Source organism: Kitasatospora sp. NPDC059795, assembly GCF_042732175.1.
Lineage (GTDB): Bacteria > Actinomycetota > Actinomycetes > Streptomycetales > Streptomycetaceae > Kitasatospora.
Window position 1 is genome coordinate 122,178 of sequence record NZ_JBHWID010000005.1, and the last position, 24,645, is coordinate 146,822.

The window sequence follows — 24,645 nt, forward strand, 5'->3', positions numbered from 1 at the left end:
GCCGGGCCGTCTCGGCCCAATTGGCGACCTGCGGAAGTGGACGTGGAGGCCCTGAGCTGATTACGGTCTGGCCTCAAACTCATTGTCGGATTATCACGCACACTGATGCACTCGACCGGAGCAGAAAGCAGGAACCGCATGGCTTCCCATCGACGCCCGAAACAAGCGAGCCGCGCCCGCACTTACGTCCTGACCGGTGCCGCCGCCACCGCGGTGGCCCTGTCGGCCCAGGTGAGCGCGCACGCCGCCCCGGCCCAGCCGAACAAGAACGAGGTGAAGGCGCAGGTCGACAAGCTGCTGGAGGAGCAGGAGCAGGCCGCCGAGAAGTACAACGGCGCCAAGGAGAAGGCCGACCAGCTGCGCAAGCAGGCCGACCAGCTGCAGGACCAGATCGCGCGCGGCCAGGAGCAGCTGAACGAACTGTCCACCGGGCTGGCGGCGGTGGCCGGCGACCAGTACCGGCAGGGCGGCATCGACCCGTCGGTGCGCCTGATGCTCTCCTCCGACCCGGACCGGTACCTGTCCCAGGCGTCCTCCTTCGACCAGGCCGCCAGCACTCAGGCCGAGACCCTGAAGGCGCTGGACGAGCAGCAACGCCGGCTGAACCAGCAGAAGCAGGAGGCCTCGGCCGTCCTGGCCGACCTGGACGGCCAGACCCGGGCGCTCGACGACGCCAAGGGCACCGTGCAGTCCAAGCTGCAGGAGGCACAGCGCCTGCTGGCCACGGTGTCCGCCGCCGATCGCGCGGAGATCGTCCGGGGCACCGACGGTTCCGCCTCACGCAGCGCCTCCCGGGTCGACCCGACCACTCTGCCCCCGGCCACCGGCGCGGCCAAGGTCGCGGTGGAGGCCGCGCTCAGCAAGCAGGGCGCGGACTACATCTGGGGCGCGTCCGGCCCGAGCACCTTCGACTGCTCGGGCCTGATGGTGTGGGCGTACGCGAAGGCCGGCGTCGCGCTGCCGCGCACCTCTCAGGAGCAGGCCACGGTCGGCACCAACGTGGGCACGGACTGGCACAACGCGCAGCCCGGCGACCTGGTGATCTACAAGTCCGACCGGGGTCACGTCGGCATGTACATCGGCAACGGCCAGGTGGTGCACGCGCCGAAGGCCGGTGACGTGGTGAAGGTGATGAAGGTCGACGCCATCTCGATCAATGTGATCCGCCGGGTCTGACGAGCCGGGCGAAGGCCGCGACATCCGATCGCCGATCAGCTCCGGGCGGGGGCGGGGCGGCGGTCGGGCAACTGTCCGGCGACGATCGAGGCCAGTGCGAGGGCGAAGCCCACCAGCTGGACCGGGCCGAGGGTCTGGTCGAGCACCACCGCGCCGAGCAGGGCGGCCACCAGCGGAGAGAGCAGCCCCAGCACTGCGACGTTGGTGACGGGAAGGCTGGTGATGCCCTGGAACCAGAGGGCGTAGGTGAGCAGTCCGCCGATCAGGCCGAGCCACAGGTAGCCGAGTGCGGCTCGCCCGTCGACGGCCGGCGGGGCGCCTTCGAAGAGGAAGGTCAGCGGGAGCAGGAACAGGCCGCCGGAGGTGAGTTGCCATCCGGTGAGCGCCAGCGGGGAGACGCCCTCGGGGCGGCCCCAGCGCTTGGTGAGGGTGACCCCGAGCGCCATGGTGGCGGCGCCGCCGAGTCCGGCGGCCACGCCGACGGCGTCCAGGGCGGCACTCGGGCCGATCACCACCAGTCCGACGCCGAGCACTCCGACCAGGCCCCACAGCAGCCGTCGGCCGGAGAGGCGTTGACGCAGCACCACCACGGCCAGCACGGCGACGATCATCGGCTGGGCGGCCGCGAGGGTTCCGGCGACTCCGCCGGGCAGGCGCTCGGCGGCGGTGAACAGCAGCGGCAGGAACAGTCCGATGTTCAGTACGCCGAGAACGGCCGCCTTGCCCCACCAACTGCCGCGCGGCAGCGTCCGGGTGACGGCCAGCGCTATCAGGCCCGCGGGCAGGGCGCGCAGCAGGGCCGCGAACATCGGATGTCCGGGCGGCAGCAGCTGCGTGGTGACCACGTAGGTGGTGCCCCAGACGGCGGGCGCGATCGCGGTCAGCGCGGTGCGCGGCAGGACGCCGGGGCCGCGGCCCGAACTGCCGGACGGTGGACGGGTGGTGAGCTGGTCGGCGGACGGGGTGGGGACGGTCGCTGTCATGTCGAAAAGTCTGGCGTTCACCCGATCGATGAGTCCAACACATGTTTGTCAGCGCATTGATCCGGAATCACGATGGATACAGGATGGGTTCATGGAGCTTCAACAGGTGCGCTACGTCCTCGCGGTCGCCGAAACGCTCAACTTCACCCGCGCCGCGGAGCGCTGCCTGGTCGTGCAGTCGGCGCTCAGCCACCAGATCTCCCGCCTCGAACAGGAGCTGGGCGCCCGGCTGTTCGAGCGCACCAGCCGCCGGGTACGGCTGACCCCGGCGGGCGAGGCCTTCCTGCCGGCCGCCCGCCAGTGCCTGGAGGCCGCGGAACGGGCGGCGGCCGAGGTCGCGGCGGCGGTCGGCGAGGTGCGCGGGCGGCTCGCGGTGGGCCTGATTCCGACCGTCACCGCCGTGGACATCCCGGCCGGGCTGCACGCCTTCCGCGGCCGTCACCCGCAGGTGCGGATCAGCCTGCGGGTCGGCGCCAGCGACGACCTGATCGAACAGGTCCGGCGGGGCTCGCTGGACGTGGCCTTCCTCGGCCTGCCGCCGACGCTGCGCCCGCCGGGGGTGACGGCACGCGAGCTGGCCCGCGGCCGCCTGGTCGCGGTCGTGGCGCCGGACCATCCGCTGGCCGCCCGCCGCCGGGTGAGCCTGCGCACGCTCGCCGCCGAACCGTTCGTCGACCTGCCCGCGGGCACGGCCGGCCGCACCCAGACCGACCTGGCGTTCAACGCGGCCGGCCTGGTCCGTGACGTGGCGTTCGAGGTCAGCGACGCCGCGTACATCCCCCGCCTGGTCGGCCCGGGGCTGGCGGTGGCGATGCTTCCCGCCGCGTACGTGTCCCGGTTGACGGGGGTGGCCGTCGTCGAGGTGTCGGACGCGCCCACCCGGGTCGAGACGGCGGTGTGGAGCCGGTCGGGCCGGACTCCGGCGACCGCCGCCTTCCTCGACCTTCTGGGCATCCCTCCCGAAGCCCCGACCGCCTGAAATCACATAACCTGACTGTCCGATGATGCACCGTCAGGTCTCCTGGATGTGTCGTCGCGTGTCCCCCCATGTCCACTCCGACGATCCGCTGGCGGGTCGTTCCCGCGCTGTGCTTACCTGACGCCGTGACCGTCCCGGCGGCCTCCTTCCGCCGCCCGAACATCCCGACGGTCCGTCGCCCCTCCTCCCGTGACGGCTCCGCCCTGCCCGCGCAGCCGTCCGCCCCTCCCCGCACGCGTACAGGAGCAGCATGTCCGAGCAGAGCCCTGCGGCCACTCCCGGCTGGTCGTTCGAGACCCGGCAGATCCATGCGGGCGCGCAGCCCGACCCCGCGACCGGGGCCCGGGCGGTGCCGATCTACCAGACCACCTCGTTCGCGTTCCGGGACACCGCGCACGCCGCCGACCTGTTCGCCCTCGCCGAACCGGGCAACATCTACACCCGGATCCACAACCCGACCACCGACGTGCTGGAGCAGCGCCTGGCCTCCCTGGAGGGCGGCGTGGCGGCGGTCGCACTGGCCTCCGGTCAGGCCGCCGAGACGCTGGCTCTGCTGACGGTCGCCGGGGCGGGCGACCACCTGGTCTCCTCGGCGTCGCTGTACGGCGGCACCTTCAACCTGCTGCGGCACACGCTGCCCCGGTTCGGCATCGAGGTGAGCTTCGTCGACGACCCGGACGACCTGGACGCCTGGCGGGCGGCGATCCGTCCGAACACCAAGGCGCTGTTCGCCGAGTCGCTCGGCAACCCGCGCGGCAACGTACTCGACGTGCGTGCCGTCGCCGATGTCGCGCACACCGCCGGGGTGCCGCTGATCGTCGACAACACCGTGCCGACTCCCTTCCTGCTGCGGCCGATCGAGCACGGCGCGGACGTCGTGGTGCACTCGGCGACCAAGTTCCTCGGCGGGCACGGCACCACCATCGGCGGCGTGGTGGTGGACGGCGGCACCTTCGACTTCGGCGCCCACGCCGAGCGTTTCCCCGGCTTCACCGAGCCCGACCCGAGCTACCACGGCCTGCGGTTCTGGGACGCCCTCGGGCCGGGCGCGTTCGCCGCCAAGCTGCGGGTGCAGCTGCTGCGCGACCTCGGCCCCGCGCTCGCCCCGCACTCGGCGTTCCTGCTGCTGCAGGGCATCGAGACGCTGTCGCTGCGACTGGAGCGGCACACCGCCAACGCGCTGGAACTCGCCCGCTGGCTCCAGGCCCGCGACGAGGTCGCGGCCGTCCACTACCCGGGTCTGTCGTCCAGCCGCTGGCACGCCGCCGCCCAGCACTACCTGCCGCGCGGCGCCGGCGCGGTGCTCTCCTTCGAGCTGCGCGACGGCGTCGAGGCCGGGCGGCGGTTCGTGGACGGGCTGGAGCTGTTCAGCCACCTCGCCAACATCGGGGACGTCCGCAGCCTGGTGATCCACCCGGCGTCCACCACCCACAGCCAGCTGGACGCCGAGCAGTTGGCGGCCACCGGCACCGCGCCCGGCCTGGTGCGGCTGTCGGTCGGGCTGGAGAGCGTCGTCGATCTGAAGGCGGACCTGGAGGCGGGCTTCCGTTCGGCGAAGGGCGTGTCCTGAACAGCACTGTGGGCCTTGCCGTCCCGCCTGCCACCGGGGCCTGGCGGGACGGCGACCCGGCCGGCGGGCGGCGCTGGTTCGCGCTGCCCGGGCCGCTCGTCCTGGAGGCGGGCGGCACCCTGCCGGACGCGCGACTGGCGTACGAGACCTGGGGCTCGCTCGCACCGGACGGTTCCAACGCCGTCCTGGTGCTGCACGCGTTGACCGGCGACAGCCACCTCGCCGGGCCCGCCGCGGCCGGCCACCCCACGGCCGGCTGGTGGGACGAACTGGTCGGCCCCGGGCGGCCCTTGGACACCGACCGCTGGTTCGTGGTGGCGCCGAACGTGCTGGGCGGCTGCCAGGGCTCCACCGGGCCGTCCTCCCCCGCGCCCGACGGGCGGGCCTGGGGCGGGCGTTTCCCGCTCCTGACCCAGCGCGACCAGGTGGCCGCCGAGGCGCTCCTCGCCGACGCGCTCGGCGTGGCGCGGTGGGCGCTGGTGGTCGGCGGGTCGATGGGCGGGATGCGGGCGCTGGAATGGGCGGTCGCGCACCCCGAGCGGGTGGGCGGGCTGCTGGTGCTGGCGACCGCGGCGGCGGCCTCCGCCGAGCAGATCGCGCACGCCTCCACACAGGTGCACGCGATCCGCACCGACTCCGGCTGGCACGGCGGCGACTACCACCATCTGCCGCCCGGCGCCGGGCCGCACCGCGGTCTCGGCCTGGCCCGCCGGCTCGCCCAGATCACCTACCGCAGCGAGACCGAACTCGCGACCCGCTTCGGCCGCGCCCCACAGGCCGGCGAACACCCTTGGCGCGGCGGGCGGTTCGCCGTCGAGTCCTACCTCGACCACCACGCTTCGAAGCTCGCGCACCGCTTCGACGCGGGCAGCTACGTCGTCCTCAACGAGGCGATGAACGCCCACGACCTGGGCCGCGGCCGGGGCGGGACGGCCGCCGCGCTGCGCCGGGTGACCGCGCCCGCGCTGATCGCCGCCGTCGACTCGGACCGGCTCTACCCGCGTTCCCAACAGGCCGAACTCGCCGCGCACCTGCCGCACGCCGACGCCCTCCGGGTGATCTCCTCGCCGTACGGCCACGACGGCTTCCTGCTGGAGACCGGCCAGGTGGCACCACTGCTCGCCGAACTCCTTCCGGCCACGCACCGATGACGCCGCGACGCGCCGTCGGAGGCGGCGGCCCGTCCGGCGATCCGCCACCTGTTCCGTCAGGTGTTCCGTCAGGTGTTCCGTCAGGCGATCGAGGCGGCGACGATCGCTGCGGCAGCCAGGTTGCAGCTGGCCGACACCCACACCGCCGGGTGCGGTTCCTTCGAGACCAGGATCGCGCCCAGCCGACCGGGGGTGAGCACGTCCAGCAGCCAGAACGCGAGCGCCATCAGCAGCAGCCCGAGGACGCCGAAGCACAGCGTGGAGACCAGGCCCTTGCCGAAGTCGTCGTAGGTGGTGCGGATCGCGGTGTACACGATGCCGCCCACGCCGAGGAGCGCCGAACTGAGCAGCAGGGCGGCGTTGCGGTTGCCCTCCGCCCAGATCAGCCGGCCGAGCTTGCCCGGGGTGAGCACGTCGATCAGCAGGTAGCCGAGCAGCAACAGCAGCAGGCCGACCAGGCCGTAGACGGCGGCCGCGCCGAGGCCGTGGACTATCTCGTTCATCAGCGGGGCTCCCCCGGGGTCGCGCGGCCGCGCCGGGCCGCGCCATGGTCAAGGATTGGCAAAAGATAGCCCATCGTCCTGGCAGGTCGTCAGTTTCCGACGGGAATGGTCCGACCATCACACCCTCCGCGTACGATGGTCCGCCATGACACCGCCGCCGCCCGCCGCTCCCGCCCCGGACCAACCGATACCAGGTACCCGCCGCCGGTCGGGCTTCGTCACGCTGGGCATGGTCGGCACGCTCGCCCTCACCCTGTCCGGCTGCTCCTCCTCCAGCACTCCGCCCAGCCGCTGCGTCGACCCGACCACGCTGAAGGTGCTGGACAGCCACTCCTGTTCGGCCGGCGGTGCCGGCGCGGGCCGCTGGTACTACTGCGGGTACGGCACCGACACCGTCAACGGTGGCACCTTCGACAAGGCCGCCACCAAGCGCGGCGGCTTCGGCTGCCCCAAGGGCAGCAGCAGCGGCTCGGGCGGCGGCTGATCCCTGATGCGCCGTCACACCATCACTCCACGCGCCGACTGGCTGGCCACCGTCGAGTCCCAGGGCCTCGTGTACGCGATGTGCTCCGACCCCTGCAACCAGGGCGGCCCGCACCCCTACTGGGACGAGAGCGCCTACTACGAGTTCTCCCTCCCCGAGGTCGAGGCCCTGGAAGAGGTCGTCGAGGAACTCCACGAACTCTCCCTCGCCGCCGCCGACCACGTGGTGCGCACCGGCCGCTTCGCCGACTTCGGCATCACCGACCTCCGACTGGCCGCGGCCGTCGCCGAGTCCTGGCACCGCCGCGACGAACAGCCCAGCGTGTACGGCCGGTTCGACCTCGCCTACGACGGCACCGGCCCAGCCAAGCTGTTCGAGTACAACGCCGACACCCCGACCTCGCTGATCGAGGCCGCCGGACCGCAGTGGTTCTGGATGGAGGACCGCTTCCCCCACGCCGACCAGTGGAACTCCCTCCACGAACGCCTGATCGCCTCCTGGCAGCGCCAGAAGCACCTGCTCCCGCCCGGGCCCGTGCACTTCGCCCACTCCCGCGGCGACACCGAGGGCGAGGACTGGCTGACCACCCTCTACCTCCAGGAGTGCGCCGAACAGGCCGGTCTCGATACCGTCGGCATCGCCATGGAGGACATCGGCTGGGACGGCCTGAGCGGCCGCTTCGTCGACCTCGAACACCGCTTCATCCGTTCCGCGTTCAAGCTCTACCCGTGGGAGTGGCTCGTCGAGGACGAGTTCGCCGACCGGCTCCTCGACGTCATCGACCTCGGCGGCGGCACCGGCTCCACGCTGTGGATCGAGCCCGCCTGGAAGATGCTGCTGTCCAACAAGGCGCTGCTGGCCGTCCTGTGGGAACTCAATCCCGGCCACCCGAACCTGTTGCCCGCCTACCTCGACGGCCCGCGCGAACTCGCCGACCCCGACGGCCCCGGCTACGCAGCCAAGCCGCTGCTGGGCCGCGAGGGCGCCGGCATCCGCATCGTCGAACCCGACGGCACCCAGACCCGCCTCGCCGACTGGGCGGGCGACCCGGACCGCTACGGCTCCGAAGGCCACTGCTACCAGCAGTACCACCCCCTCCCCGACTTCGACGGCAACCGCCCCGTCCTCGGCACCTGGGTCGTCGACGGTGAATCCGCCGGCCTCGGCATCCGCGAGACCGACGACAGCCCCATCACCCACCAGGGCGCCCGTTTCCTCCCGCACATCATTCGCTGAACCTCCTCACCCGCCGACCCACACTGCGACTACGTACTCTTCGCCGCTCCGGATGGGTATCCCCTACGCATTGATCAGCCCACCGACCCACGGCGAAGCTGGTGTCCGCTCTCCCCACCCCCAGTCAGGAGATCCGGATGACCCGCCGCGAACGCTTCCGCCTCTACGCCAGCGAGCACTTCACCGCCCCCGAGCACCCCGCCGCGCGCTGTCCGCGCCGCGGCACCGTCGAACGCCAGACCCGCCGGGCCACCCTCGCCCACCTCGCCCGCCTGCCCCACCACTCCCGCACGGTCGACTGACCGTCACCTGGCGGCCAACGCCTCCGCCACCTCCTTCCGCCCCACCCCGAGCTTGCGCAGGACGCTCGCCACGTGGTGCTCGACCGTACGCGGCGACAGGAACAGCGCCTGCGCGATGTCCTGGTTGCCGGCCCCCTGCGCGACCAGCTCCGCCACCTGCCGCTCGCGTGGCGAAAGAGCCTCGCCGTAACCTCGCCGCCCCGGCGAGGCTGTCCGCCCGAGGCCGAGATCACGCCGGACGTGCTGGCAGCGCGCCGCGTCGGACGCCGCCCCGAGCGTGGTGAAGGCCGCCTCCGCGGCGGTCAGCCACTCGGCCGCGGCCTGCGTGTCGTGCTCGGCCAGCACCCGGGCCAGCCGCTCCTCCGCACGGGCGGCCTCGTACGGGCGGCCGATCGCCCGCCAGGCGTCCCGTGCCCGTCGGTACGCCTCGGCCGCACCGCCGCCGGCTTCGGTGCCGGTGCCGGTGCCGCCGAGGCCGTCCAGCAGGTGGCCCCGGGCCAGTTCGAGTCCGGCGTACGCGGCCGGTGCATCGACACCGCCCAGTGCCTCCGCGGCTTCCTCCGTGAGGTGCCGGGCGGCGTCGATGTCGCCGATCGCTCGTGCCGTCTCCACTGCCACCGGCAGCAGTTCCCCGCTGCGCGCCCAGGCCCCCGCCTGCCGGAGGATCGCCACGGCGGGTGCCACCACGACTGCAGCCGCCGCCCCGCCGTGCTCGGCCAGTTCGAGCGCACCGAGACCGGCCGCGGCCCGCAGCGCCGCGGTGACCTGCGACTCCCGCTCCCCGTACTCGGCCGCGCTGGTGAACTCCGCTCTGGCCACCGCCAGCCGCCCCCGCGCGGCGGCCAATCGCCCCAGCAGCATGGCGCGTTCGACACCGGCCATCGCCACGTCCGGGAACTCCGTGCCCAGCGCCGCGAACCGTTCCTCGAGACCCTGCCAGCGCCCGGCCAGCCCGTCCAGCCGCAGCAGGGCGATCCGGCTGTAGCACTCCAGGTAGGAACTCGCGGCCTGCCGGGCCAACGCCCGGCTCTCGGCGAGCAACCGGCCCGCTCGCTGGTCGTGCCCCGTGTCGAGGGCGATGTCGCCGACGTTGTACAGGGCCCGAGTGGTCTGCCGAACCAGCTCCGGGTTGGTGGAGTCACGTGGCAGCCGGTCCAGTTCGGGCCACAGCGCGGGGTCGCCCTCGCGGGCCTGGAAGGTCAGCAGGGTGGCACGGTAGGCGGCGGCGACCTCCTCGTCCGGCTCGACCTCCAGCGCCGCGGCGGCCTTCGCCATGTGCTCCCGGGCGGCTGCACCCGCACCGTCGCGTTCGTTCATCGCCAGCGCCACCAGCGCACGCGCGGCCCTGGCGGGACGCTCGGCGAGTTCGTCGGCGGCCCGCTCGATCTGCGCGAACCCGGCCCGGTCACCGCCCTGGACGGCCACCCGCAGCCCGAGCGTCAACCGGATCTCGCCCCGGTCCGCGACCGGCAGACGCGGGTCGGCGACGATCCCGCCCAGCGCGGCAGTGCTCGCGGTGTCGTCGGCGGCGTTCGCGGCGATGGCCGACAGGGCCCGAGCCACCCGCACCCGCCGCTCGGGGGCCAGATCCGTCTCCGCCAGCAGCTCCCGCAACAGCAGCCCGGCCGCCGCCGGGTCACCCTGCTCGGCCGTCTGCCCGGCGGCCTCCTCGGCCACCCCCTGCCAGGCGGCCCGGTCACCGAGGGCCCTGGTGTGCGCGGCGATCCGGGCGAGCGGCTGCGGCTCGGCAGCACGCAGCACGGCGATCACCCGCCGGTGCAGCGCCGACCTCACCGGCCCCGGGATGCGCCGATACGCCACCTGCCGGACGGGCTCCCGGCAAAACGCGTACCGGGCCGCCGTGGGCTCGGCCAGGACCCCTGCCCGCAGCGCGTCCACCAGGGCCGTCGCCACCCGTTCGGCCGACAGCTGCGCCACCTCGCCGATCACCTCCTCGCTGGTCGGCGCGTCCAGCACCGCCACCGTCTCCGCCACCGCGAGAGCATCCGGTCCGAGCCCGGCCAACCGTTCGGCGACCACGTCCCGCAGCCCGCGTGGCAGCTCGGCCTCCGCCAGTGCCATCGCCGGCTCAGAGTGCGGACCGCTCTCCCGCAAGGCCGCCAGGTCCTCGACAACGAGGGCCGGAAGGCCACCGGACCGTTCGCCCAGCACGGCCACCAGCTCGGGCACCGCCTCCGCACTCCACTCCCGGGCCGCCAGCTCCCGTACCTCTGCCTCCTCCAGCGGCCCGAGCTGCACCAATCCGCCGGCCACCCCAGGCGGGCAGCGGTAGGCCGCGCCCAGCACCGGCGCACCCGCAGCCAGCTCCTCCGCCCGGTACGTCACCAGCAACGACAGACCCGGCCGAGGATCCCTGGCCAACAGCAGCAACAGCTCACGGCTCGCCCGGTCCGCCCACTGCGCGTCCTCGACCACCAGCACCACACGGCCCAGCGCGTCGAGCAGCGCCCGGATGCCCTGCACCAACCGATGCCGTTCGTCCCCGCCGTCGGATGCGTGCGGCAGCCACGCTCCGAGTTCCGGCAGCCACGACCGAAGCGCGCCTGTGCTCGCCGGCAACGGCGCTGCCTCCGCAAGTAGCGGACCGCTGGACCGCAACGCATCCAGCACCGGCCCGTATGGCATCGGCTCGGCGATCGGATGGCAGTACCCGCTCAGCACGCGCTCCGGTGCCGTCCCGGCCACCGCCAGTGCCTGACGCACCAGTGCGGACTTCCCGGTACCCGCCTCGCCTTCCACCAGCACCACCGAGGGCGCCGCCCGCAACGCTGCGGCCAGCCGAGCCAGCTCACGCCGCCGCCCGACGAACCCCGGCACTCCGCCGCCCTTCATCACTGCGCACCTCCTCCGTTCGCCCACATCGTTCCCGCCCACCGCACCGACCGACCAGTCCGCTCGATCTCCGAACCACTCACATTCCCTGCTGCACCACCGACCCGACCAGCTCCGCCCTCCGCCTTCCGCCGCTGCCGTCCCGCCTCGGCACCACTTCGCACTCAACAAAGCCGACGCCGGTCCAGCTCCGCCCATCGCCCAACCAGTGCCCCCGCTCACTCGCCTCCGCCCAGCTGTCCCGCAACGCATTCCCAGGCCGCCGCCACCGCGTCCTGTTGCGAGCCGGGTGGCTCCCTGGCAAGCATGAAGAAGCTGCGTGGGACCTCACCCCGAGTGACGAGGACAGGTGTTGTCATGACCGACTGGGACTCCCAGGACCCGGATCCTGCCGAGGACGACGGCGTTCTCGAACCGGCCGACTCCCTGCTCACGGACCGGCTCGACGACGACCCGCTGGACACCGGCATCCTCCCCTCCGACCGCTACCACGGCGCGACCGCGTACGGCACCACGCCCGGGGAGGCGGCACGCGGGGAGTCCCTGGAGCAGTTGCTGTCGGAAGAGGAACCCGACGAAAACTCCGAGGTGGTCGACGACCGTTGGACCGCCGGGCCCTCCCCGCGTGCCGGACGCCTGGTCGAGGACGGAATCGACACCGCCGGCTCCGACGTGGGCCCCGACGGCGGGGCGGCCAGCGCCGAGGAGGCCGCCGTGCACCTGGTCTACCCCGACGAGGACGCCGAGGCCGAGTTCGACGACGCCGTCCCCGACGAGCCACTGCGCGAAGCGGTCGGGTTCACCGTTCTCGACGACTTGGCCGACCGGGTGCCCGACGACGAGTACCGCTGACGTCCGCCGCCCGTTCCCGTCCGTCTCACCTGTTCATCCGAACCTCCAGGTCGGCCACCAGCAGCTGCGGACCGGTCTCGTCCGCCTCCGCCACCACAGACCCGTCCGGTGCCCACACAGCACTGCCTCCACAGCCCGTCCACGGCCCGGCGACACCGACGTGGTTGGCCAGCACCACGTGCATCCCGCTCGCCTTCGCGATCGCCGGATGCACCGTACGCCGCTCTTCCCGCCCGCCCGCGGTGCCGTACAGCGAACTGGCGAGGTGGACCTGGCACCCCAGCTCAGCGTTCCGTGCCGTCACCTCGGGAAAATGGTTGTCGAAGCAGGTGGCCAGCGAGTAGCCGACCCCGTCCAGCCAGAACCGGCCGCCACCGCTGCCCGCCGTGAACACCTCCTGCTCGTTCTCGTACAGGTGCTCCTTCGCGTACGTCGTCACCACGGCGCCGTCCCGCCCGAACACGGTGCTGACGATCTGCGGCTCACCACCCGGACCCGCGGCAACGCCGTTGACCACCACGGCTATGCCGACCTCGCGCAGCGGATCGAGGCGCCTGTCGTCCGGCTCCGTCCACAGCCCGTGGTCCGTAGCGATCATCTCGAGCTCGTACCCCGTGAGGCAGAGCTCCGGCCCGAACGCCACAGCTGCGCCGGCCTTCCGCGCCTCCCGCGCCAGCTCCGTAATCTGCTCGACGTTCGCTTCCACGTCTCCCGGCACGCACTCGAACTGCGCCGCCGCCACCCGAACCTGCACCATGCCGCTTCCCTTCCCTGACACTCCGACCGCCCGCTTTGACCGACCGCCATCGCCCCGGCCTCACCCGGAAGCCGAACGAGGCTACCGACCTGCGCCTTCCCGCAGTCGCCCGAAGGCGGTCGACTCCGGTTGGTTCGGCAGGAACGCTCTGATCTGCTCGGCGCACTCGCGGGGTGAGTACGCTCCGCTGTCACACTCCAGGTCGTAGTCGCCATGACGGTGCACCAGGTCGTACTGAACGGCCGCCAGCCCGGATGGCCGGTTACCCCTCGCGGTCTCACGTCGAATCAACTCGTCCAGGCCACAGCGAACCCCTACGAACAAGACCCGGTAGGGGCTGAGCACGTCGAGACAGTCCGCCAGCCGCCACGGTTCGCTCAGGACGTGGTCGACGACCACGTTGTTCCCGACTTCCGCCATCGCGGCGATCGACCGATGGAACCCCATCCTGGTCCGCTTCAGCGCCTCGTCGAACTGAGCCTGCTCCATGGCCCGCTTGGTCCGCATCGCGTTGAACCTGTCGACGCCGAGATGGAACCAGACCTCGTCGTCGAGCACGTCCAGCAGCTCGTACGCAACGCTCGACTTCCCCGAACTGGATGTGCCATTGAGAAAAATGATGCGCCCCACCGTCTCACCCACACGACCACCCCTGTCACGTTTCCGACTGCAGCCAACCTTGCCAGATCAGCAGACCTCACCACTCGGCAGCCCCCGGAATCGGCGCAGCCAGGGGCAATGAGCTTTCCACTATGAACACCGAACACTCGCCTTTCCTCCTGATTCGAAAATCGGCCAGACGATTTCCTCGACCGCCGGCTGAATCCGCACCCGCAATGCAGGCGGCACATTCCGATCGCCATCAAAAGAGTCATGATTAGCTGACAATCAACAAAGGCCCTCCCGGGACACCACCCGATGGGGGCACAACACGGCTCACCCCAGTGCCCACACCGCCTTGCCCACGTTGGACCTTGCGGCATCGTCGACTCACTGACCGACTGCCGCACCCGATCGGTTCAACGGAGGTAATCCATGCCCACCATCACCGTGTTCACCTTCAACGGAATGAGCTGCGGCCACTGCGGGCGCACTGTCACCGCCGGGTTGAACGCGCTGCCCGGCATCACCGGTGTCAGCGCCGACATGCAGGCCGGCCGAATCATCATCGAGTCGGCTCAACCGCTGGATGACGACCAGGTCCGAGCCGCCGCCACCTCTGCCGGTTTCGCCCTCGGCGACCGCCTCTGACCTACGGCATCGCCGTGGGGCGCCTCAGCCCCTAGCAGCTGCCGTCCACCGGTGCCGGCCCGTCACTCTGCCCACTCATCGGCCGGCACCTCCTCTCAAGCTCGCCGCCGCCATCGCCAGTTCTACCGCCACCGCAGCCTCACCAATCTCGCTCGGTGCCAGTATTTCCGGGTCCACTCTTTCGGGTAATTAGCTGTAACACCCAAGTCCGCCGCCTTCAGGACCACCGAGGCCCTGCGAAAAGTCCCCCGAAAAATAATTTGCAGGCGGTCCGACAGCCCTCTAGGCTTCGAGCCACTGACGGCAGGTCGGTTCTACCGAGGGTTCGATACCGGCCCAGCAAAGAACTGATGCCGAGCTTGCGCTTTCAGCTTTCGAGAGGAGGTTCCGCGGTGGTTCCGATAGCTCGTCCCAGCCCCACGGCGCACCCGATCGCTCGCGCGACCACCTGATCCACCACCTGCGGGGGGTCATCACGGATCGTCACGATCGGGATCGCCTCCCACTCTTCCCTGTTCCGGAGGCCCTGTGATCTTCCGTCCGATCCTTCCCCAAGAGCTGGACGCTGTCCTTTCCTACATCCAGCCCGACTCATCCACCATGCTCTCCGCCGACGTCGTCCGGTCCCGGCTCGCCGACGGCGAGTACCGTCCGGAGTGGATCTGGGTCGCAGAGGCAGGTCCTGGGCGAGCGCCGTTGCTGCTCGCCATCTGGTGGGGCATGCCTGGCGACGCCTACCCCCGAAGCCTGGACGGCCTGTTCTCCACCGCTGCTTCATCGGTTCTCACCGGTCCCGATGCGCGCACGTTCCCTCCGTCCCAGCCTTCCGGCGATCCGCGCATCGCAACTACTGCTGCCTTGCTCACCGCCGCCCATCAGGTCTTCGCCGCCGACGGCCTCACCGCCCTGCCGGAGTACCACCTGTTCCTGCCGCCGAGTTGGCGCGACCAACCCGAGACTGCGGCAGCAGTGAAGTGGCGCCGCGAGGCGTCGAAGGCGGCCGGCCTACGCGTTGTCACCGAACGTCTCCGCTTCGAATGGACTGCGGAAGGCCCGGTCCCCTCCGTCTCGGAGCGGCTCGTCTTCACGCCGGAGCCCGACGACGAGGTGTTCGTCGATCTCCTCCGCCGCACTCTCCCCGGGAGCCTGGACGCGGCCACCACACGCGAGGCGTTGCTCGTCGGTCCCGAGGAGCAAGCCCGGAACGATGTCGCCTTCTACCGCCACGACATGCTCGGTGAACGCTCCTGGTGGCGAATAGCCCGGATGTCCACGGGTCAGGTGGTCGGCTTCGGGATCCCCTCGCGCAACTCCAACACCTCGGTGGTGGGCTACCTCGGTGTCCTCCCCGAGTTCCGCGGACGGGGCTTCGTGGCCGAGATCCTCGCCGAAATCACCCGAGTCCTCGCCACCGAGGCCAAGGAGACCGTCGTCCGTGCCGACACCGACCTCACCAACCACCCCATGATCGCCGCCTTTGAACTGCTCGGCTACAACGAGATAGCGCGCCGGCTGGTTCTCTCCGCTGGCTGATCAGCCCCACCGCATACCCAGTCGGGACAACCACCCATGACTGCCGTCGGCCGGACGGCCCGCCCCCGCCGCCGTTCCAGCTCGCCGTCCGGCCGACGCTGGCCACCTGCCGGTGCCTGACTCGTAGCCGTCGTCTTCCATGGAAAGGAGTTCGCCATCAAGTACGACTTCCTGCACAGCACTCCGCGCAGCCTGAGGTCGGTCTCAACTCAACGAGAACGCGCCCGCCGGTGGGGGCGGCGAGTCCTCGGCGGTCGCATCTGTGACCGGCTCGGAAGCCTGCTGCGGCGATTCCGTCAGCCGGGCCGGGAAGGGGTCGGAGGCGAGCAACCGACTCAACTCCTTCGCGGGCAACGGCTCGTCGGAGCCGATCAGCAGGACGTTCCCGTAACGGCGGCCCCGCAGCACGCTGGGCTCGGCCACCAGGCAGACGTGGGCGAAAACTGCAGCAACGGTGGCCACTTGGGCCTTGGCGAATGCAAGCGGCGGGCCGTCTGCGAGGTTCGCCGCGTAGCATCCGCCGGGCCGGAGCGTGGCCGCAGCCAGCCGGACGAACTCCACGCTGGTGAGATGCGCCGGCGTCCGCGAGCCTCGGAACACGTCGGCGACCACCACGTCGAACGTTCCGGGCGCCACGGATTCGAGTGCCGACCGGGCGTCGCCGACCACCACGTCGATACCGGGCGGCCAGGGGAGGTGCTCTGCGATGAACTCGGTCAACGGGCCGTCGACCTCGACCACTTGCTGCCGCGAGCGCGGCCGAGTCCGAGCGAGATAGCGAGGCAGAGTGAGCGCGCCACCGCCAAGGTGCAGGACGTCGAGCGGCTCCCCGGGCTCCGCGATCACGTCCAGCAGATGAGCGATCCGCTGGACGTACTCGAACTCGAGATGCGTGGGGTCCTGAAGATCGACATACGACTGCGGCGTGCCGTCGAGGGTGAGCAGCCAACCGCCCTCGTCATCGATGTCGGGCATCAACTTGGCTGTCCCCAGCGCCACCTCGCGCTCCACAGGGCGCGGGTCCGGCAGTCCGGCCGGTCCGGTCATCGGACAGGCCTCCGGAACGTGACGGGGCGGAAAACGATCGACGAAGGGACAGCCATGCGGGCAGCTTAGGCCCGACCAGGGCAGTCTTCCCAAACGGAGCGACCTACCGCCCGGTATGGTCGCGGAAGTGGTACCGCCTCGGAGAGCCCGGGGCGGCGCGGCAGAGCAGGAAGTGGGTGTGGCTGGCATGGAGTTCCGCGAAGACATCCTGGGTGCCCCGTACGAGGCGGCGGAGCTCCCACTGGTCCCGGACGAGGAAGGGGCGGTCAGTGCCACCCTGGTCCGCCGGCTGGTCCCGGGTTCCCGCCGGGCGGTGCTGTATGTGCACGGCTACACCGACTACTTCTTCCAGACCCACCTCGCCGACCACTTCGTCGCCGCCGGCTATTCCTTCTACGCCCTGGACCTGCGCAAGTACGGCCGGTCGCTCCGGCCTCACCACTCCCCCAACTTCGTCACAGATCTCGCCGTGTACGACGAGGAGTTGGACGAGGCGATTCGCGTGATCCGGGAATTCGACGGCCATACCCGGCTGCTGGTGAACGGGCATTCCACCGGCGGGCTGGTGACTGCGCTGTGGGCGTCCCGGCGCGCCGGGCGTGGGCTGGTCGACGGGTTGTTCCTCAACAGTCCGTTCCTGTCGATGCCTGCCTCGCCCGCGGTTCGTACGCTCGGGGCTCCGGCTCTCGATGCCCTCGGCCGCGCTTCCCCCACCCGGAAGCTGCCTGCCCCGCTCAACCCGCACTACGTCCACAGTCTTCACCGCGAGCACCGGGGCAGCTGGGATTTCGACCTCGCGATGAAGCCGGCCGAGGGCTTTCCGCTCTACGCCGGCTGGCTGGCAGCGATCCAGCGTGGGCACCGCACGCTCCGGCGCGGGATCTCCGTCGACTGTCCGGTACTGATGATGGCTTCCACGGCTTCCACCGTCACCAGCCGGTGGGATCCCGCTCTGATGCACACCGACGCGGTCCTGCGCGCCGATGACATCGCCGCGCTCGCACCGCGCCTCGGCCGTCATGTCACCACCATCCGCATCGAAGGCGGCATCCACGACCTGGTCCTCTCAGCCGAGCCGGTCCGGGCCCAGGTGTTCGTGGAGCTCGACCGCTGGCTCGCCGCCTACTTCCCCACTCCATAGCCGCCTCGCGGCGAGCACCTCAGTTCTCCGAGCGCTGTCGCTTGCGGCGGCTCGCGGGCACCCACGGTGTCTCCGCACCGCCGCGCAGTACTGCCACCACTCCGAGACCGGCCGCGCTGACCGGAACGGCGAGCAGCGCTCCGATGATTCCGGCGATTCCGGAACCGGCCACCACCGCAATCATGATCGTCGCGGGGTGGAGCTCGACGGTCCGGCTCTGAATGACCGGCTGGAGGATGTTGCCCTCGATCGCCTGTACCGCCAACACCACACCGAGAGCCCAGAGAGCGGTGCCGAGACCACCGTTCGCCAGGGCCACGAGGACCGCGACCGTCCCGGAGAGAAAGGCGCCGACGAACGGAATGTAGGACCCAAGGAAGACAAGAGCGCCCAGGCCTGCTGCACCCGGGACGCCGAGGAGCAGCAGTCCGATGGAGATGAAGGTCGCGTCGATCAGCGCGATCAGGGTGGTGCCGCGCATGAAGCCGGCCATGGCCGCGAAGGCCTGCTGACCGCAGGCGATCACGGTGTCGGAGTGCTTGCCCGGCATCGTTTCGTGAATGGCGTCACCGAACCGGTGGCCGTCGCGCAGGAAGAAGAAGACCAGAGCGAGGGCGAGCACACCTCCGGTCAGCAGCTGAGTGATCAGGCCGAGTCCGGACAGCACTCCGTTGGCGAGGGAGTCCACCAGGGTGCTTCCCGAACCGGCGCTCTGCCGAAGTGCGTACTGGATCCGGTCGCCGAGCGGTCCGAGCCAGGAGGCGATCCGGTCGCCCGCCTGCTGAAGACCCGCGGCGATCTGCGGGGCGCTGCTCACCAGTGAGTTGACCAGCAGTCCGATGCCGCTGGTGACGACCAGCACCAGGGTGGCACAGGTCAGCCCTGCTGCGGTGCCACGGCTGACGCCCCGCTTCACCAGCCATGGCATGACGGGGTAGAGCAGGGCGGTGGCCAGCAGGGCGATCAGCATCGGGATGGTGGCTGCCCTGAGTTCCACGACCACGAACACCGCGAACCCGGCGACGGTGATGAAGAGGATCACCGCTGCCGACCAGGCAGCGGCCGCGCGGATGGACGGCGGCAGCATCAGGGCCGGTCTCCGATTGTCCGGTGCCGCACTTCCGGTGGTGGCCACCGCCGCACCCGCACCCATACCCGTACCCGTACCCGACGAACTCTCAGTACCTATGGAGGTGGTTCCACTTGATGTCGATCGCTCGCCAGATGCGTGCGCCGCGCCGGGTCCGGCAGCCCCACGGTCGCTCTCCCCTGCCTTCCCGCCGGGGACAGCACCGTCGGACCGCTCTCCGCTGGCCGCACCGGTTGCGCCGTCGTCGGCATCGGCATCGGCATCGGCTGGACCGTCCTGTCCGCCGTCCGATGGCCTGCGATCAGCCGGCTCTGCTGCTGACGGACCCCGATCCGAGCCGTTCCCCTCGGGCTGCTCCGGACCGCCCTCGTCGTCGGGCTCTGTCGGCGGTCCGCCGTGCTCGTTCGACTCGTGTGGTTCCGGGGAGCCTTCCATTGCCACCGCCACCTCCACCGCTGACGCGCCGTCATGATCGTCTCATTTCAGCACATAACGGTCATCGCAGCAGATAGCTGGCTGCGGTGCGTGCAGTGCGGCGCACCGCACGCACCATCGTCGCCACCACCACCACCACCACCACCGAACGAGCCACCACCTGGCCGGACCGCTCGGCTTCACCCCTGCCGAGACCCCCTCCTGACCACCAACCGCGCCCACGCGCCCTCCCCGAACGCGCCGCCGGGCCGACAAGCAGATCGGACACCTCTATGACTTCACGCGCCATCACGGCCGTCGGCCTTCTCAGGCCGCTGGCCGGAGCCGCCACTCGGGTCGCCGGCCGCCGGGCCGATCGGCGACGGTCAGCCGTGGTGCTGGTCGATCGTCCGGCGCAGCAGCGCCACCCGGTTGGAGGTGAGCGAATCGACGCCGAGGTCGAGCATTCGCCGCATCGTCCTGCGCAGGTCGACGGTCCAGGTGGCGAGCGCAAAGCCTGCGTCGTGCACGGTCGCGACCAGGCGCTCGTCGACCAGCCCGAAGGGGGGATTGAGGTAGGTCGGACGCAGTTCTTCCAGCAGCCGCTGCTTGGGCAGTTGAGGCCGGCTCCAGGTCAGCGAGATCTCCGCCTGGGGAGCGAGCTCCCGCACCGCGAGCATCGCGAGAACGGGCCCGCAGAACGCGACACGGTCGGCCAGTCCGAGGTCGCTGACGGTCCGCCAGGTCGCTGCGGCCGGCTGGGCGTCGTCCAGGTCGATCAGCAGCTGTCGGCCGTCGGTCTGCGCGACGACGGTGAGCGTCTCCGCGAGGGTGGGGATCCGCAGGCCGGGCGCGGCCACGTCGGCGAGCTGTTCGGCGGTCACGCGGTTGATCGGGCGCGGGTCGTTCCAGAGCCGCTCCAGGGTCCGGTCGTGGAGCAGTACCGGCACGCCGTCCCGGGTGAGTTGCACGTCGACCTCGACGGCGTCCGCTCCTGCGGCGAGGGCAGCGCTGACCGCAGGCAGGGTGTTCTCGCGGTGCTGATACGGCTCGCCTCGGTGGGCAACGGCGCGCACGCGGCTCTTCAACGGGGTCGTCCTCTCGCACGGTCGGGCAACTCACACCACGGGCCGCTTCGCCAGCGGTTGGCCGCAGGACTCCGCATCCTAGGCGGCGCCTGTCCGGCACTGCGCAGGTACCTCCGGCACCTGCTGGCGGCCGCCGCGTCCCGCCGGTCCGGAAGGCCGTCGGGCCACCGGCCGCGGTTCAGCGACCGGGCAGCGGGTCAGCGACGCTCGACGACCACGTTGGTCGACTTGATGACGGCGGTGGCGGGTGCACCGGGCACCAGGCCGAGTTCCTCCGCCGAGTCCCGGCTGATCAGCGAGACCACTCGGAACGGCCCGGCCTGGATCTCCACCTTTGCGGCCACGTCGCCCAGCACGACCGCGGTCACGATCCCGGGGAACCGGTTCCTCGCCGAGGACCGGCCCTCCGCATCGCTGTTCTCCGGGCGCGCCAACTCGCGTGCAAAGGAAGCGAGTTCGGCCCCGGCAATGATCCGGTGTCCGTGTTCGTCACGGGTCGCGGGCAGGCGCCCCGCGTCCACCCACCGTCGCATGGTGTCGGCACTCACCCCCAGCATGGAGGCCGCCTCGCCGATGCGGTACGGGTGGACGGGCCGGTCGGGGATGGCCATGAATGCAGCTCCTGGGCGGCTCACGGTAGGCGGGACAGACTCCGCCATCCTGCCGTACTGGCAGCCGCCCCCGTGCACACCCCACTCTCGGCCGTTGCCGGAGCCTCACTCGCCTCCGAAGAGTTCGCGTCGCGCCGCGTCCCCGGCGGTCAGCACCGCGCCGGCCAGCACCGCGCCGCCGCCCGCCGTGCCGGCCCGGACCTCGGTGGCGAGCGGAGAGAGCCGGGCCAGCTGGCGTTCGACTCGGGCGGCCAGTTCGGGGCCTCCCGCCTGGCCGATCTCGCCGCCCAGCACCACACAGCCGGGGTCGAGGACCACGCAGATCGCGGAGGCTCCGACGGCGATCCGCCCGGCCAGTTCGTCGAGGAAGTCGTCGGCTCCGCTCCGTACAGCGAGTCGGACGACGGCTTCGGCACCGGGCTCCGATCCGTCGGGCTCGGCCGTCAGGCCGTGGCGGGCGCCGAGTTCGCAGATCGCGGCGCTGGAGGCCAGCGAGTGGAAGCCGCCGTCGCACCGGGTGGCGTCCGGCAGGCCGCTGGTCCCGGGGACGGGCAGGAAGCCGATCTCGCCGGTTCCGCCGGAGGCGCCGCGCCGCAGCCGGCCGTCCAGCACCACCGATGCGCCGATGCCGTGGCCCAGCCAGATCAGGGCGAAGTCCTTGCGGCCCCGGGCCGCGCCGATCCGATGCTCGGCGATCCCGGCCAGGTTCACCTCGTTCTCCAGGATCACCTCCGTACCGGGACGGGCACGCAGGGCCGCGAGCAGTTTGCCGTGCCACTCCGGCAGCTTTCCGGAGTTGTTGAGCGAGCCGCTCACCGGGTCCACCAGCCCGGGCGCGCCGACGGCGACGGTGTGCAATTCGCGGGCGCCGACCTCGGCTGCGGTCGCGAGCAGCGTTTCGACGGTCCGTTCCACGAGCAGGTCGCCGTCCCCCGCCCCGCCCTCCGCGACCTCGCCCGCTTCCGCGCGGGCAGACGTCGAGGCTGGGCCGTCCGCCCCGGCCGATGTCCGTGCCGTGGCCGCGACAGTGGCCGTGCCGAGGGTCTGCCCGGTCAGATCGGCCACCACCAGACTGACCCCGGTGGCCCGGATGTCGATCCCGGCGAGGTGGGCACGATCGGCGACCAGTCCGTACAGGCGGGCGTTGGGGCCACGGCGGAGTGCGGCGCTCTCCCCGGCCTGGGCGACCAGTCCGCTGCGCTGGAGGCGCTCGAGCAGATCGGCGACGGTGGGCCGGGAGAGTCCGGTCAGCGTGCGCAGGTCGGATGCGGTGAGCGGGCCCCGTTCGAGCAGCAGGTCGAGAGCGAGCCGGTCGTTGATGGCCCGGGCGGTGCTCGGCGTGGCGGTGCGAGCGGTCGTCATGAGCCTGCATCCTTCCAGAGGTTTCTATCAGGCAGGGTACCTGATAGTTTATTGCCAATCCGACCGACCCAAGGGGGAGCCCGGCATGGGCGAAACTCTCAAGGACGTCCGGCGCGCAAGACTGAGCGTGGCGCTGGTGTTCGCCGTCCACGGTGCCGTCACCGGCACCTTCGTCAGCCGCATCCCGTGGATCAAGGACCAGCTGGATCTGAGCCCTGGTCAGCTCGGTCTCGCCTTGGTGTTCCCGGCGATCGGCGCGTCGCTCGCGATGCCGCTGGCCGGTCGCATCGTGCACCGCGTCGGTGCCCGGGCGGCGCTGCAGGGGTTGCTGTCGCTGTGGTGCCTCTCGCTGGTGCTGCCGGCGTTCTCCCCCAACCTGGCGGTCCTCTGCCTGTCGCTGTTCGTCTACGGCGCGACGTCCGGCATGTCGGACGTCGCGATGAACGCCCAGGGCGTCGAGGTCGAGGAACGGCTCGGCCGGTCGATCATGTCGGGCCTGCACGGAATGTGGAGCCTGGGCGGCCTGGTCGCCTCCGGGTTCGGCGTGCTCGCGGCGCACCAGCAGGTGGACGCCCGGGCCCAGTACACGGTGACGGCGCTGATCCTGGTCGTGCTCGCGCAGGTCGTCTCGCGCGGCGTGCTGGACGTTCGACCGACCACCGACCAGGAGGCGCCGCCCCGCTTCGCACTGCCGCCGAAGGAATCCCTGGTCATCGGCCTGGTCGGTTTCTGCGCCGTCTTCGCCGAGGGCGCGTCGATGGACTGGAGCGGCGTCTACCTGCGCGACATCACCGGCGCCTCCGCGTCGACCGCCGCCGCCTGCTACACGGCGTTCGCCGCCACCATGGCCGTCGCCCGGCTGGCGGGCGACGCGGTGGTCCGGCGGCTCGGCCCGGTACGCACAGTGCGGGTCGGCGGCGTGGTCGCCACTGTCGGCGGCCTGCTGGTGGTCCTCACCCGCAGCCCGTACGCGGCCATTCCGGGGTTCGCGCTGATCGGTATAGGCATCGCGGTGGTGGTTCCGCTCGCGTTCGCCGCCGCCGGCCGGGCCGGCAGCAACCCGAGCCAGTCCATCGCCGGTGTCGCCACCATCACGTACACCTCCGGCCTGGTCGCCCCGGCCGTGGTGGGCGGCATCGCCCAGTCCAGCTCGCTGACGGTCTCCTTCACCGTCGTCACGCTGCTGGCGGCCGCGCTGGTTCCGTCCGCCACTGCCATGCGCCACCGCAAGGAGGCCGGCTCCCCGGACGGAGCCGGTTCCCTGGAGCCCACCGGCTGAGGTCGCCGAGACCGGACCACGGCCCGGCCCGGCGGCACCTCCCGCCGGGCCGACAGCCGACCCTGCCGCACGAGGAGCGCGGCCCCGGGCCTCCTCCGTCACCGGCGGGCGCGCCACGGAGCACGCCGAGCGCACGGACCCACGCCGCCGCGCCCGACGGCCCGTTGCCGAACCTCAGCCTGGCCGTCGCTGCGTCACACGCCACAGCCGGCGCGGCAGGTCGCCTTCCTCGAACGGTTCGACCTCGGCCGGGCCCCAACCTGCCGCGAGGTGATCCACCAGGTCGCGCGAGAAGAAGTGCACCGCGAAGCCGCCGTGCTCCCAGATGTCGTCGCCGTGGCCGGTCCCGGCTCCGTAGTGCGCGTCTCCGGTGTGTCGCACGGTGTACACCAGCACGCCTCCGGGGCGCAGCACCCGCCGCACCTCACCGACCAGCGCCTCCAACTCGGCCGTGGTCAGCGCCATGCAGAACAGCATGTGCGCGTACACCGCGTCGACCGACCCGTCCGGCAGGCGCAGCGGCCGGCGAACGTCCTGCACCAGGGTGGTCACCGCCAAGCCGTCGGCGACGGCGCGGGCACCGAGCTGATCCAGGCCGACGGGGCTGAAGTCGGCCGCGATGACGGCAAAGCCCCGGCGGGCGAAGAACAGCGCGTCGCGCCCATGGCCGGCGCCGAGCTCCAGAACGACTCCCCCGGGCGGGAACACCGTGGCGGCGTACTCCGCCGACTCCGACGGCCGGTCCCCGTACATGCCGGGGTGCGCGGAGTACGTCCGCTCCCAGTGCTCACGCTGCGCCCGCGCCAGCGAATCGCCCATCTGCTCTCGCCTCTCCGTCCCATGGTCCGCCCGCCGGCCACCCGACCGACCCTGCGAGGCCGACCCGACCAACACCATGAGGCCGACCCCGCCGACCCGGCCGAGCCAGCTGCGCCGACGAAGCAGGCCGCTCCGGCGGAGAGCCGTCGTCGACCCCGGTGACC

General features: G+C 71.6%; 23 protein-coding genes. 12 read left to right on the forward strand and 11 right to left on the reverse strand.

What is annotated here, in order from left to right:
• Nucleotides 1-138: 138 nt before the first annotated feature.
• Nucleotides 139-1,176 carry an NlpC/P60 family protein gene (locus ACFV4P_RS12505; protein ID WP_380470190.1) on the forward strand — a complete coding sequence of 346 codons (1,038 nt, stop codon included), beginning with the start codon at nucleotides 139-141 and terminating at the stop codon, nucleotides 1,174-1,176.
• A 35-nt stretch (nucleotides 1,177-1,211) separates the two neighbouring features.
• Here ACFV4P_RS12505 and ACFV4P_RS12510 read toward each other — a convergent pair whose 3' ends face one another.
• Nucleotides 1,212-2,159: an EamA family transporter gene (locus ACFV4P_RS12510; protein WP_380470192.1), complete on the reverse strand. Its 948-nt coding sequence runs from the start codon at nucleotides 2,157-2,159 to the stop codon at nucleotides 1,212-1,214.
• 91 nt (nucleotides 2,160-2,250) lie between these two features.
• Here ACFV4P_RS12510 and ACFV4P_RS12515 point away from each other — a divergent pair, with 91 nt between their 5' ends.
• The 3 genes from ACFV4P_RS12515 (at nucleotide 2,251) to ACFV4P_RS12525 (ending at nucleotide 5,859) form a co-directional block, all read left to right on the forward strand.
• The gene (locus tag ACFV4P_RS12515; RefSeq protein WP_380470194.1) at nucleotides 2,251-3,138 is read left to right on the forward strand and encodes a LysR family transcriptional regulator; all 888 of its coding nucleotides are present in this window, start codon (nucleotides 2,251-2,253) and stop codon (nucleotides 3,136-3,138) included.
• 250 nt (nucleotides 3,139-3,388) lie between these two features.
• Nucleotides 3,389-4,708, forward strand: a complete 1,320-nt coding sequence (locus ACFV4P_RS12520; RefSeq protein ID WP_380470196.1) for a bifunctional o-acetylhomoserine/o-acetylserine sulfhydrylase — start codon at nucleotides 3,389-3,391, stop codon at nucleotides 4,706-4,708.
• An 8-nt stretch (nucleotides 4,709-4,716) separates the two neighbouring features.
• Nucleotides 4,717-5,859 (forward strand): homoserine O-acetyltransferase, encoded by a 1,143-nt coding sequence (locus ACFV4P_RS12525; protein WP_380470198.1) that lies wholly within the window; start codon nucleotides 4,717-4,719, stop codon nucleotides 5,857-5,859.
• A gap of 80 nt (nucleotides 5,860-5,939) precedes the next feature.
• On the opposite strand, the gene ACFV4P_RS12530 is transcribed toward ACFV4P_RS12525, so the two are convergent.
• On the reverse strand, nucleotides 5,940-6,362 hold the full coding sequence (locus tag ACFV4P_RS12530) for a DUF350 domain-containing protein (protein ID WP_380470200.1): 423 nt from the start codon (nucleotides 6,360-6,362) through the stop codon (nucleotides 5,940-5,942).
• Between the two features lie 229 nt (nucleotides 6,363-6,591).
• Here ACFV4P_RS12530 and ACFV4P_RS12535 point away from each other — a divergent pair, with 229 nt between their 5' ends.
• The 3 genes from ACFV4P_RS12535 to ACFV4P_RS12545 all read left to right on the forward strand — a co-directional run bounded on the left by ACFV4P_RS12535 (nucleotide 6,592) and on the right by ACFV4P_RS12545 (nucleotide 8,384).
• Nucleotides 6,592-6,846 (forward strand): hypothetical protein, encoded by a 255-nt coding sequence (locus tag ACFV4P_RS12535; protein WP_380470202.1) that lies wholly within the window; start codon nucleotides 6,592-6,594, stop codon nucleotides 6,844-6,846.
• 6 nt (nucleotides 6,847-6,852) lie between these two features.
• A complete protein-coding gene (locus ACFV4P_RS12540; RefSeq protein ID WP_380470204.1) occupies nucleotides 6,853-8,082 on the forward strand; it encodes a glutathionylspermidine synthase family protein in 1,230 nt (409 codons plus the stop codon).
• 137 nt (nucleotides 8,083-8,219) lie between these two features.
• Nucleotides 8,220-8,384 carry a hypothetical protein gene (locus ACFV4P_RS12545; protein ID WP_380470206.1) on the forward strand — a complete coding sequence of 55 codons (165 nt, stop codon included), beginning with the start codon at nucleotides 8,220-8,222 and terminating at the stop codon, nucleotides 8,382-8,384.
• Between the two features lie 3 nt (nucleotides 8,385-8,387).
• On the opposite strand, the gene ACFV4P_RS12550 is transcribed toward ACFV4P_RS12545, so the two are convergent.
• On the reverse strand, nucleotides 8,388-11,237 hold the full coding sequence (locus tag ACFV4P_RS12550; protein WP_380470207.1) for an ATP-binding protein: 2,850 nt from the start codon (nucleotides 11,235-11,237) through the stop codon (nucleotides 8,388-8,390).
• 357 nt (nucleotides 11,238-11,594) lie between these two features.
• Here ACFV4P_RS12550 and ACFV4P_RS12555 point away from each other — a divergent pair, with 357 nt between their 5' ends.
• The gene (locus ACFV4P_RS12555; RefSeq protein ID WP_380470209.1) at nucleotides 11,595-12,089 is read left to right on the forward strand and encodes a DUF5709 domain-containing protein; all 495 of its coding nucleotides are present in this window, start codon (nucleotides 11,595-11,597) and stop codon (nucleotides 12,087-12,089) included.
• 25 nt (nucleotides 12,090-12,114) lie between these two features.
• Here ACFV4P_RS12555 and ACFV4P_RS12560 read toward each other — a convergent pair whose 3' ends face one another.
• Nucleotides 12,115-12,846 (reverse strand): carbon-nitrogen hydrolase family protein, encoded by a 732-nt coding sequence (locus ACFV4P_RS12560; RefSeq protein ID WP_380470211.1) that lies wholly within the window; start codon nucleotides 12,844-12,846, stop codon nucleotides 12,115-12,117.
• A gap of 81 nt (nucleotides 12,847-12,927) precedes the next feature.
• Nucleotides 12,928-13,488, reverse strand: a complete 561-nt coding sequence (locus ACFV4P_RS12565; RefSeq protein WP_380470213.1) for a chloramphenicol phosphotransferase CPT family protein — start codon at nucleotides 13,486-13,488, stop codon at nucleotides 12,928-12,930.
• A gap of 393 nt (nucleotides 13,489-13,881) precedes the next feature.
• On the opposite strand from ACFV4P_RS12565, the gene ACFV4P_RS12570 reads away from it, so the two are divergent.
• Both ACFV4P_RS12570 and ACFV4P_RS12575 read left to right on the forward strand, forming a co-directional pair.
• Nucleotides 13,882-14,097 (forward strand): heavy-metal-associated domain-containing protein, encoded by a 216-nt coding sequence (locus ACFV4P_RS12570; RefSeq protein ID WP_380470215.1) that lies wholly within the window; start codon nucleotides 13,882-13,884, stop codon nucleotides 14,095-14,097.
• A gap of 528 nt (nucleotides 14,098-14,625) precedes the next feature.
• Nucleotides 14,626-15,630: a GNAT family N-acetyltransferase gene (locus ACFV4P_RS12575; RefSeq protein ID WP_380470217.1), complete on the forward strand. Its 1,005-nt coding sequence runs from the start codon at nucleotides 14,626-14,628 to the stop codon at nucleotides 15,628-15,630.
• A 204-nt stretch (nucleotides 15,631-15,834) separates the two neighbouring features.
• On the opposite strand, the gene ACFV4P_RS12580 is transcribed toward ACFV4P_RS12575, so the two are convergent.
• Nucleotides 15,835-16,677: a spermidine synthase gene (locus tag ACFV4P_RS12580; protein WP_380470219.1), complete on the reverse strand. Its 843-nt coding sequence runs from the start codon at nucleotides 16,675-16,677 to the stop codon at nucleotides 15,835-15,837.
• Nucleotides 16,678-16,864: 187 nt separating this feature from the next.
• Here ACFV4P_RS12580 and ACFV4P_RS12585 point away from each other — a divergent pair, with 187 nt between their 5' ends.
• On the forward strand, nucleotides 16,865-17,818 hold the full coding sequence (locus tag ACFV4P_RS12585; RefSeq protein WP_380470753.1) for an alpha/beta hydrolase: 954 nt from the start codon (nucleotides 16,865-16,867) through the stop codon (nucleotides 17,816-17,818).
• A 19-nt stretch (nucleotides 17,819-17,837) separates the two neighbouring features.
• Here the strand turns inward: ACFV4P_RS12585 and ACFV4P_RS12590 are convergent, their stop codons facing one another.
• The 4 genes from ACFV4P_RS12590 to ACFV4P_RS12605 all read right to left on the reverse strand — a co-directional run bounded on the left by ACFV4P_RS12590 (nucleotide 17,838) and on the right by ACFV4P_RS12605 (nucleotide 22,383).
• Nucleotides 17,838-19,343 carry an AI-2E family transporter gene (locus ACFV4P_RS12590; RefSeq protein WP_380470221.1) on the reverse strand — a complete coding sequence of 502 codons (1,506 nt, stop codon included), beginning with the start codon at nucleotides 19,341-19,343 and terminating at the stop codon, nucleotides 17,838-17,840.
• A gap of 365 nt (nucleotides 19,344-19,708) precedes the next feature.
• On the reverse strand, nucleotides 19,709-20,410 hold the full coding sequence (locus ACFV4P_RS12595) for a glycerophosphodiester phosphodiesterase (RefSeq protein ID WP_380470223.1): 702 nt from the start codon (nucleotides 20,408-20,410) through the stop codon (nucleotides 19,709-19,711).
• Nucleotides 20,411-20,607: 197 nt separating this feature from the next.
• Nucleotides 20,608-21,021: a molybdopterin-binding protein gene (locus ACFV4P_RS12600; protein WP_073816105.1), complete on the reverse strand. Its 414-nt coding sequence runs from the start codon at nucleotides 21,019-21,021 to the stop codon at nucleotides 20,608-20,610.
• A gap of 105 nt (nucleotides 21,022-21,126) precedes the next feature.
• Nucleotides 21,127-22,383: an ROK family transcriptional regulator gene (locus ACFV4P_RS12605; protein WP_380470224.1), complete on the reverse strand. Its 1,257-nt coding sequence runs from the start codon at nucleotides 22,381-22,383 to the stop codon at nucleotides 21,127-21,129.
• 85 nt (nucleotides 22,384-22,468) lie between these two features.
• Here ACFV4P_RS12605 and ACFV4P_RS12610 point away from each other — a divergent pair, with 85 nt between their 5' ends.
• Nucleotides 22,469-23,662 (forward strand): MFS transporter, encoded by a 1,194-nt coding sequence (locus ACFV4P_RS12610; RefSeq protein WP_380470226.1) that lies wholly within the window; start codon nucleotides 22,469-22,471, stop codon nucleotides 23,660-23,662.
• 174 nt (nucleotides 23,663-23,836) lie between these two features.
• On the opposite strand, the gene ACFV4P_RS12615 is transcribed toward ACFV4P_RS12610, so the two are convergent.
• Entirely contained in the window at nucleotides 23,837-24,481 is a 645-nt protein-coding gene (locus tag ACFV4P_RS12615; protein ID WP_380470228.1) for a class I SAM-dependent methyltransferase, read from the reverse strand.
• Nucleotides 24,482-24,645 lie beyond the last annotated feature (164 nt).